This window comes from Arenimonas sp. (genome assembly GCF_041919775.1).
In the GTDB taxonomy this organism is placed as follows: domain Bacteria; phylum Pseudomonadota; class Gammaproteobacteria; order Xanthomonadales; family Xanthomonadaceae; genus Arenimonas.
The window spans coordinates 134,360-143,417 of sequence record NZ_JAYRTE010000005.1 but is presented as its reverse complement, the minus strand read 5'-3'; the positions used below and the strand labels follow the sequence as shown (position 1 = coordinate 143,417).

The 9,058-nt window shown below is 70.3% G+C and carries 11 protein-coding genes; 5 read left to right on the top strand and 6 right to left on the bottom strand.

Going from position 1 to position 9,058, the window contains the following annotated elements:
- Nucleotides 1–44 precede the first annotated feature (44 nt).
- Nucleotides 45–593, top strand: a complete 549-nt coding sequence (locus ACE3TE_RS05240) for a diffusible signal factor-reguated Ax21 faimly protein (RefSeq protein WP_374602841.1) — start codon at nt 45–47, stop codon at nt 591–593.
- A 282-nt stretch (nt 594–875) separates the two neighbouring features.
- Complete coding sequence (locus ACE3TE_RS05235; protein ID WP_374602840.1) at nt 876–1,439, top strand: hypothetical protein; 564 nt, start codon at nt 876–878, stop codon at nt 1,437–1,439.
- A 103-nt stretch (nt 1,440–1,542) separates the two neighbouring features.
- Here ACE3TE_RS05235 and ACE3TE_RS05230 read toward each other — a convergent pair whose 3' ends face one another.
- The 5 genes from ACE3TE_RS05230 to ACE3TE_RS05210 form a co-directional block, all read right to left on the bottom strand.
- Complete coding sequence (locus tag ACE3TE_RS05230) at nt 1,543–2,565, bottom strand: NAD(P)H-dependent glycerol-3-phosphate dehydrogenase (protein ID WP_374602838.1); 1,023 nt, start codon at nt 2,563–2,565, stop codon at nt 1,543–1,545.
- A 14-nt stretch (nt 2,566–2,579) separates the two neighbouring features.
- A complete protein-coding gene (gene secB, locus ACE3TE_RS05225) occupies nt 2,580–3,086 on the bottom strand; it encodes a protein-export chaperone SecB (protein ID WP_374602836.1) in 507 nt (168 codons plus the stop codon).
- A gap of 86 nt (nt 3,087–3,172) precedes the next feature.
- A complete protein-coding gene (locus ACE3TE_RS05220) occupies nt 3,173–3,604 on the bottom strand; it encodes a rhodanese-like domain-containing protein (RefSeq protein ID WP_374602834.1) in 432 nt (143 codons plus the stop codon).
- 66 nt (nt 3,605–3,670) lie between these two features.
- Nucleotides 3,671–4,096, bottom strand: a complete 426-nt coding sequence (locus tag ACE3TE_RS05215; protein ID WP_374602832.1) for a hypothetical protein — start codon at nt 4,094–4,096, stop codon at nt 3,671–3,673.
- A 32-nt stretch (nt 4,097–4,128) separates the two neighbouring features.
- Nucleotides 4,129–4,578 (bottom strand): YiiD C-terminal domain-containing protein, encoded by a 450-nt coding sequence (locus ACE3TE_RS05210; protein WP_374602831.1) that lies wholly within the window; start codon nt 4,576–4,578, stop codon nt 4,129–4,131.
- A gap of 39 nt (nt 4,579–4,617) precedes the next feature.
- On the opposite strand from ACE3TE_RS05210, the gene ACE3TE_RS05205 reads away from it, so the two are divergent.
- From ACE3TE_RS05205 to ACE3TE_RS05195, 3 genes are read left to right on the top strand one after another with little or no spacing between them, the layout of a single operon-like run.
- Nucleotides 4,618–5,394, top strand: coding sequence for a uroporphyrinogen-III synthase (locus ACE3TE_RS05205; protein ID WP_374602829.1), 777 nt, complete (start codon nt 4,618–4,620; stop codon nt 5,392–5,394).
- A gap of 30 nt (nt 5,395–5,424) precedes the next feature.
- Entirely contained in the window at nt 5,425–6,438 is a 1,014-nt protein-coding gene (locus ACE3TE_RS05200; protein WP_374602828.1) for a uroporphyrinogen-III C-methyltransferase, read from the top strand.
- Nucleotides 6,435–7,682, top strand: a complete 1,248-nt coding sequence (locus ACE3TE_RS05195; protein ID WP_374602826.1) for a heme biosynthesis protein HemY — start codon at nt 6,435–6,437, stop codon at nt 7,680–7,682. The genes ACE3TE_RS05200 and ACE3TE_RS05195 overlap by 4 nt, the downstream gene beginning before the upstream one ends.
- Before the next feature lie 97 nt (nt 7,683–7,779).
- On the opposite strand, the gene ACE3TE_RS05190 is transcribed toward ACE3TE_RS05195, so the two are convergent.
- Nucleotides 7,780–9,057 carry an acetyl-CoA C-acetyltransferase gene (locus tag ACE3TE_RS05190; protein WP_374602824.1) on the bottom strand — a complete coding sequence of 426 codons (1,278 nt, stop codon included), beginning with the start codon at nt 9,055–9,057 and terminating at the stop codon, nt 7,780–7,782.
- Nucleotide 9,058: the final 1 nt, after the last annotated feature.

Sequence of the window (9,058 nt, the reverse complement as noted above, 5' to 3'; positions counted from 1 at the left end):
TCACCCCGCATGCGGGTACCCCCACAACACTGGAAAGAAAAACAATGAAGCGTTCCCTGATTGCCCTGTCCCTGGCCGCCCTGCTGCCGCTGTCGGCCCAGGCCGACGACAAGCTGAGCTACTCCTATGTCGAAGCCGACTACATCAACGTCGACGGCGACGCCGACGGTTTCGGCGTGCGCGGCTCCTTCGAGTTCGGTGAGTCGGACTTCTACGGCTTCGGCGGCTACAACGTCGTCGAAATCGACAACACCAACGTCGACGTCGACTCCTTCGACATCGGCCTGGGTTACGCCCATGGCCTGTCGGACAACGCCGACCTGATCGCCGAGATCGCGTACCTCAACTCCGACGTCAACGGCCTCGGCGACGTCGACGGCTACCGCGCGTCGGTCGGCGTGCGTGGTTCGTTCTCCGACAACTTCGAAGGACTGCTGAAGGCGAACTACGTCGACGGCGACGATTTCGACGGCGACTTCACCGCCACCGTCGGCGCGCAGTACAAGTTCACCCAGACCTGGGGCATGGTCGGCGAAGTCGAGATCGGCGACGGCGGCGAGACCTACCTGGTCGGTCTGCGCGCGAGCTTCTGATGCAGGCCTGTAGGAGCGGCTTCAGCCGCGAAGCACTTGTTTGCCGGAGGCAAAGTCAGAGGCAAAAGATTCGCGCCTGAAGGCGCTCCTACAGGAAACAAGACGCCCGGCGAAAGCCGGGCTTTTTGTTTGCCTGGTTCACCGCGCGTCGCGATAGCTGAACACGTTCAGCCCCGGGTTCCTTCAGGTTCGCGCCGCTGTTAACCGCAAGTTCGGGCGCGACCTCAATACTCGTGCCTGCCCATGCAGCACGGGCATCCCCCCAAAGAAAGGAATCCCCCCATGAAACGTTCGAACCTCGCGATTGCCCTCTCCCTCGCCGCCGCCCTGCCGTTTGCCGTGCAGGCACAGGAAGCGCCCAGCAACACCTGGGTCGAAGGCAGCTACGTCAACGCCGACGGTGATGCCGAAGGCCACGCGGTGCGCGGCTCGTTCGAATTCGGCGAATCCAATTTCTACGGCCTGGCCGGCGTGACGCGCCTGGACGTGGAGAACTCGCCGCTCAAGCTCGACGGCCGCGAACTGGGCCTGGGTTACGCCCATCCGATGGGTGAAAACAGCCAGCTGTTCGCCGAGGCCGCCTACCTCGACGCCGAGGTCAGGACGCCGCTCGGCGCCGCGGACGGCGAGGGCTACCGCACCTCGGTCGGCCTGCGCAGCGGCCTCACCGATCGCCTGGAAGGTCTGGTGAAGGCGAACTACGTGGATGGCGACGACTTCGACGGTGACATCAGCGGCACCGTCGGCGGCCTGGTGAAACTGACCCCGACCTGGGGCATCACCGGCGACGTCACCTTCGACGATGACGCCGAAACCTACCAGCTGGGCGTGCGCGCCAGCTTCTAAACGACGCACCCCTGTAGGAGCGGCTTCAGCCGCGAATCTTTTGACTTTGCCTTTGGCAAAGAACCACTTCGCGGCTGAAGCCGCTCCTACAGGGCCCCTTGGCCTAGAACAGGCCTTCGGGAAACTCCGGCTTCTGTTCGCGGGCCAGCAGCATCTTCAGGCCTTCGACCGGCGTGATGTGGCCGTGCAGCACTTCGCGAACCAGCGCCGAGATCGGCAGTTCGATGCCGTGGCGTTCGGCCAGGCGCATCACTTCGTCGGCGGTCTGCACCGACTCGACGACCTGGCCGATGGCGGCCACCGCATCGGCGATTGACTGGCCGCGGCCCAGGGCCAGGCCCAGGCGGCGGTTGCGCGAAAGATCGCCCGTGCAGGTAAGCACCAGGTCGCCGAGGCCGGCCAGGCCCATCAGCGTTTCGGCCCTGCCGCCGATGGCGACGTTCAGGCGAAGCATCTCGTTCAGCCCGCGGGTGATCAGGCCGGCGCGGGCGTTGAGGCCCAGCGACATGCCGTCGGCGACGCCGGTGGCGACCGCGAGCACGTTCTTCATCGCACCGCCGAGTTCGGCGCCCAGCATGTCGTTGCCGGTGTAGGCGCGGAACGCGGCGCCGTGCAGCGATTCGGCGACGTCCTGGGCGAAGTCCTCGTTGTCCGAGTGCACCGTGACCGCGGTCGGCAGGCCCTGCGCCACTTCCTTGGCGAACGACGGGCCGGTGACGACCGCCAGCGGCACGCCAGGACCCAGGGCCTCGCCCGCCACTTCGTGCAGGAAACGCCCGGAGCCAGGCTCGAAACCCTTGGTGGCCCAGGCCACGCCGGCGTGCTTGCGCCGGTGCGGCGCCAGCGCGCGCAGGGTTTCGGTGAAGGCGTGGCTGGGCGTCACCACCAGCACGAAATCGGCGGCGGCGACGGTGGCGGCGATGTCGGTGCTGGCCTGCAGCGATTCCGGCAGCGCGATGCCCGGCAGGTAGCGCGGGTTTTCGTGCGTGCGGGCGATCGCCCCGACCTGGGCGGCGTCACGCCCCCAGATCGTGGTCGGATGCCCGTTGCGGGCGATCAGCGAAGCAAGCGCCGTGCCCCAGGAACCACTCCCGAGCACGGCGAACGACGGCTTGGCCGAGGTCATCGGCGCGTCCGGCTTCAGGCGTTGCCAGCCTCGGGGGCCGGGACGCCCTGGCCCTGCTCGGCGCGGCGACGCAGGCCTTCGGCGTACAGCGCCTCGAAGTTGATCGGCTGCAGGTAGAACGGCGGGAAACCACCGTTGGACACCAGCTCGCCCAGGTTCTGGCGCACGTACGGGAACAGCACGTTCGGGCAGTAGGTGCCGAGCATCATGTCCAGGGTGCGCTCGTCGAAGTTGGCCAGGGCGAACAGGCCGGCCTGCTGCACTTCGGCCAGGTAGACGGTCTTGTCGGCCAGCTTGCAGGTCAGGGTGACGTGCAGCACGACTTCGAAGACGCCGTCGGCGACGCGGGCGACCTTCTGGTTGAGGTTGAGTTCCAGCTGCGGCTGGCCCGGCTCGCTGAACACCTGCGGCGCGTTCGGCACTTCGAAGGACACGTCCTTGACGTAGATGCGCTGGATCGTGAACTGCGCCTGCTGGTCGCTCGTGGCGGCGGGGGCGATGCCGTTGTTCTGCTCGGCCATGGGGAAACTCCGGTAGTGAAGACGTTGAAAGACCGGCGATTATCGCACGCCGGCCGGGGCCGGGCGAAACCGCGGGGGCTGTGGTTTCAGGCCTTGCCCTTGGCCAGCGGCAGGCTCGCCTGCTGCCAGGCGCCGATGCCGCCGTCGAGCACGCTCACCTGCTTGAAGCCGGCCTTCACCAGCCGCGAGGCCACGCCGGTGGCGGTGACGCCGGCGGCGCAGACCACGACCACGGGCTTTTCCTTCGCCTTGGCCAGCAGCTTGCCTTCGGGGTCGACCTGGCTCGGCAGCAGGTGCCGGGAGCCGATGATGTGGCCCTTCTCGAAGTCGCCCTGGCCGCGGATGTCCAGCACCAGCGCGTCTTCGTGGTTGATCAGGTGGGTCAGCTGCGTGGGGCTGATGCCCTTGAAACCCCGGAACAGGCGGGCGACTTCAGTGAACACCAGGGCCAGCGTCAGACCCAGCAGGGCCAGCGACAGCAGCAGGTTGGCTTGGAAGAATTCGATCAGGCGATCCATGGACGTCGCTTCAGCTCGGCGTGGGGGCCGGCATTATGCGGCCCCCGGCCGCGGCGGCCAAACCGCTCAGCGGGCGGCGTCGAGGTCGGGCAGGCCGCTGGCCAGCCACCAGCGCTTGGCTTCCGGGTCCCAGCGCCAGCGCTGGCGGTCGGTCAGCACCTTTTCGACCTGGGTGTGGCGGTTCACCACCCGGATCTCCACTACCTGCTGGTATTCGCCTTCGGCCGGCTCGCTGGCCGACTTCACTTCGTAGCCGGACACCTGGAACTGGCGGTAACGCTCGCGCTCGAGGTCGGTCATCGGCTCGCGGGCCAGCAGCTCCGGGTCCAGGAACTTCACCGCGGCGTCGAAGTCGCTCCAGCGCACGGCGCTGACGTAGTCGTAGAGCATCTGGTCGCGCGGGCTGCGCTGGCCGCCGGAGGCGCAGGCCGCCAGCAGCACCGACAGCAGCAGGACCAGGCCGATCCGCGAAGAACGAGAGGTCGTAGTCATGGGGCCATTATGCACACCCGCGGCCCCGCGTCTCAGGCCGGGCGCAGGGCCGCGAACCGGCCCTGCAGGTCGGCCACCACGGCGCCGTCCGGGCCGGCCACCGAGGCGGTGATGCCGGCCCGGGCCCGGCCGCGCGCCTGCCAGGCCTGCAGCACCGCGCTCCAGTCGACGTCGTCGGCCAGGCGGGCACTGGCCTCGAGGTCGGCATACAGCGGCGCCAGGTAGCGCACCTGGCTGTCGGCCACGTAGACCTCGGCGCGGATGCCGGCCTCGCGCAGCTTCAGGGTCACCAGGCCCCAGCCGGCCAGGGTCATCAGGCTGACCAAACTGCCGCCGAAGGCGCAGCCCTTGTCGTTGACGTTGTGCGACAGCGGCGCCTGCAGCCGCAGCACCTGGCCGTCGAAGTGCACCGCGCGGACCTGCATGGCGCGCACCGGCGGCATGGCGTCGTAGTGGGCGTTGAGTTCATCAAGCAGGGTCATGCGCTGCCGTTTCCCCGGGGGCTGTGCCAAGCTGGCGGCATGGACAAGGCTCGGTCCGCGCCAACGCTGGCGGAATGGTACGTCATCTCGCTGCGCCCCTCGGGCAGCCACGCGCCGGTGCGGCACGCGGCCACGGCGCTGGGTGCGCGCACGCTTTCGATCTCCACGCTGGCGCTGCGCCCGCAGCCTGCCGGGCCGGCCCTGCAGGCGGCGCTGGCCTGCCCGGTGGTCATTGTTACCAGCCCGGCCGCGGTGCAGTTCGCGCGGCGGCAGATGCCGCTTTGCGCGGCGCCCGGCCAGCACTGGCTGGCGCTGGGCGAGGCCAGCGCGAAGGCGCTGCGGCGCGCCGGCATCGAAAACGTGCGCTTCCCGGACACCGGCACCGACTCTGAAGCCCTGCTGGCCCTGCCCGAACTGCAGGCGCCGCTGGACACCGTGGGCCTGGTCACCGCTCCCGGGGGCCGCGGCCTGATCGCCGAGACCCTGGCCCAGCGCGGCGCCCAGGTGCACCGCGCCAACGTCTACCGGCGCGAGTCGCTGCACCCCACGGCCGGCCGGCTGCGCATGCTTCGCAAGCTGCCTGCGCAGAGCGCCCTGCTGGTGAGCAGCCTCGAAGCTTTCGAAGGATTGTGGCGGCGGCTCGACGAAGCGGGTCGCCAGCTGCTGCGGACGCGGCCCGTGGTGGCCAGCAGTCCCCGCCTGGCCGCCCACCTGGCCGGCCTGGGTTTCCAGGCCATCGTGCTCGCCCCCGGGGCCGGCCCGGCGACCCTGGTCGAAGCGCTCGCCGCCGATGTTGGCCAGGGTCGCTTCCGGTAGCATGGCGTCGATTCCAGGACTGATGCCCCCGTGGACACCGAGCTCGACGATCCCTCCGATACCCGCCGTCGCCGCGGCGCCGGCCCGCTGGCCTGGCTGCTGGCCCTGGGCCTGCTGGCGCTGGTGCTTGCCGGTGGCTGGTGGTGGTGGTCGCAGCAGCCGCAGGCCGTCGACACCGGGCCCGACCTGAGCCCCGAAGCCCTCGACGCCCGCCTGCTCCAGACCGAACAGGCCGCCGCCGCCCTGCGCCGCAACCAGCAGACGATCGAACAGCGGCTGGGCGACACCCAGGGCCGCACCGGCCTGCTGCGTGAAGAAGTGCTGGGCCTGGGCCAGCGCGCGGCGATCCTGGAGGACAACCTGCGGGAAGTGCGGTCGCAGGCCGCCGAAGGCACCCAGGCGCTGCGCCTTGACGAAGTCGAACTGCTGCTGGGCCTGGCGCAGGCGCGCCTGGTGGTGGCCGGCGACACCGACGGCGCGATCCGTTCGCTGGTGCTGGCGCAGCAGGCGCTGGCGGCGATGACCGACCCCCAATTCATCAGCCTGCGCCAGACCCTGGCCCAGGAAATCGCGGCCTTGCGTGCCTTGCCGGCGGACCCACGCGACGAAGCCGCCGGCGAGCTCGACGCCCTGGAAGCCACGCTGCCGCGGCTTGCGAGCCGCGCACCGGGCGCGCCGCCGTCCGTGGACGCGGGTGACTCGCGCTGGCAGCGCATCCTCGACGCCCTCGTGCAGGTGCGGCCGAGCAGCCGCGACGACCTGATTTCCCCGGCCGACCGCGCTACCGGCGAAGCGACGCTGGCGCTGGAACTGGCCCTGGCACGCACCGCGCTCGAACGCCGCGATGAAACCGCTTTCCGCGCCAGCCTCGCCCGCGTCGACCAGTGGCTGCAGCGCCTCTACGCCGACGACGCCACGCTGCGCGACCGTCGCGAACGACTGCGTGCACTTGGCGAACGCCCCCTGTCGCCGACGCTGCCCGAGGCCGGCGCCGCCCTGCAGCAGCTGCGCGACCTGCGCCGCGGCCGGGACGCCACGCCGTGAACCTCTATCGCAGCCTGCTGTGGTGGCTGGCGCTGGCGGTGCTGGGCGCGCTGGGCTGGCACTGGTTCTCGCAGGACCTCGGCGACGTCGTCGTGCGCTACCGCGGCCTGACCTACACGACGACGCTGGCCTACCTCGTCGTGGCCTGGGGCCTGCTGTGGTTCGCGCTGTGGGCCCTGTGGTGGCTGCTGCGGCTGCCGTTCAAAGCCTGGAAGCGGCATGCGCACCGGCTGGCGCGCAACCGCCTGGTCAGCGGCCTGGAGGCACTGCACCAGGGGCGCTGGCAGCGCGCGGAACAGCTGTTGGCCAAGGCTGCCAACGAGCCCGCGCTGCGAACGCCGGCCCTGCTCGGCGCACGCCGCGCCGCCGACGCGCGCGGTGACGCCGAGGCCGCGGCCCGGCACCACGCCGCCCTGCTGGCGCACGACGCCGGCGCCGCCGGGCTGGAACAGGCCGAACGCCTGATGGCGCAGGGCCGCCCGGAGGAAACGCTGGAGGTGCTGGCCGGCCTGCCTGGCCCGCTGCCGCCGCGCGGTGCCTGGCTGCGCGCGGAAGCGCAGGTCGCGGGTGGCCGCGCGATGGACGCGCAGGCTTCGCTCAACGCGCTGCGCCGCGACCAGGTCGCCGACGCCGACGCCCTGGCCGCGCTGGAAGAGCGCATCACCGCCGCCACGCTCGACCAGGCGCCGCAGGCCGACGAACTGCAGCAGCGCTGGCACGCCCTGCCGCAGCGTCTGCGCCTGGCCGCGCCGGTGGCCAGCGCCTTCGCCCAGCGTGCCGCCGCCCTGGGCCTGGAAGATGCCGGCGCCCATGCGATAGCCGACGCGCTGGAAGCCAACTGGGACGAAACCCTGGCCGCGATCTACGGACGCCTGCCGCCGGGCCGCGAAGGCAAGCGCCTGGCCCGCGCCGAAGCCTGGCTGGCCGCGCATCCGTCCAGCCCCGGCCTGCTGACCACGCTGGGCAGCCTGTGCCGCACGCAGGAGCTGTGGGGCAAGGCCGAGGACTACCTGCACCGCGCGCTCGCCCAGGGCGCCGGCGCCGACGCCTGGGAAAGCCTGGGCCACGTCTTCACCGCCCAGGGCGACGCCGGGCGCGCGCAGATCGCCTACGCGAACGCGCTGCGGCTGGGCCGCGAGGAACCGCCGCTGGCCCTGGGCGGCCGCAGCCTGCGCGAACAGATCGCCGATGCGGCGGTGGCCGAAGTGCGCAACGCCCACGGCATCCCGCTTCTGCCGCCGTAATGCGACCGTCCGTGTAGGAGCGCCTTCAGGCGCGAATCCCTTCTTTGCCAAAGGCAAGGCCAAAAGATTCGCGCCTGAAGGCGCTCCTATAGATTCTTTAGCGTTCGATGATGGCGGCGACGCCCATGCCGCCGGCGGTGCACACCGAAATCAGCGCGCGGCCCTTGCCCTTTTCCTTGAGTAGCTTGGCGGCGGTCGCGACGATGCGCGCACCGGTGGCGGCGAAGGGATGGCCGACGGCCAGCGAGCTGCCGACGACGTTGAGCTTCTCGCGGTCGATGCTGCCCAGCGGCGCGTCCAGGCCCAGCTTTTCCTTGCAGAAGACCGGGTCTTCCCAGGCCTTTAGCGTGCAGAGCACCTGGGCGGCGAAGGCTTCGTGGATCTCGTAGAAGTCGAAATCCTGCAGCGAAAGATTGTTGCGCTTGAGCAGCTGCGCCACGGCCCAGCACGGCGCCATCAGCAGGCCTTCGCCGTGCACGAAATCGACCGCGGCCACCTGCGCATCGACGAAATAGGCTTGTACGTCGAGGCCATGCGCCGCGGCCCACTCTTCGCTGGCCAGCAGCGCCGCGGAGGCGCCGTCGGTGAGCGGCGTGGAATTGCCGGCGGTCAGCGTACCCTGGCCCGAGGTCTTGTCGAAGGCGGGCTTGAGCGTCGCCAGTTTTTCGACCGTGGTGTCGGGGCGCAGGATGTTGTCGCGCTCGACGCCGCGGAACGGAACCACCAGGTCCTTGAAGAAGCCGCGCTCGTAGGCCATCGCGGCCTTGGTGTGCGATTCGTAGGCCAGCTGGTCCTGGGCTTCGCGGGTGATGCCCCATTCCTTGGCCATCATCTCGCAGTGCTCGCCCATCGACTTGCCGGTGCGCGGCTCGCCGACGCCCGGGAATTCCGGCGTGAGCTCCTTGAAGCGGAAGCCCTTGAAGGCCTTCAGGCGCGCGCCCAGGCTGCGCGCCATGTTGGCGTCGAGCAGGCGCCGGCGCAGCCGCTTGTTCACCGCGATCGGCACGTCCGAGGTGGTGTCGGAGCCGCCGCCGATGCCGGCGTCGATCTGGCCCAGCGCGATCTTGTTCGCCACCGTGATCACCGTGTCGAGCGAGGTGCCGCAGGCGCGCTGCATCGTGATGCCCGGCGTCGACGGCGACAGGCCGGAGCTGAGCGTGGCCTCGCGGGCGATGTTCCAGTCGCTGCTGTGCTTGAGCACGGCGCCCATCGCCACTTCGCCGAGCTGTTCACCGTGCAGGCCGAACGTTTCCACCAGTGCGCCCAGGGCCTTGATCGACATGCCGAGGTTGCCGACGTCGTGGTAGGCGGTGTTGTTGCGGACGAAGGGGATGCGGACGCCGCCCAGGATGGCGACACGACGGGAACGCGACATG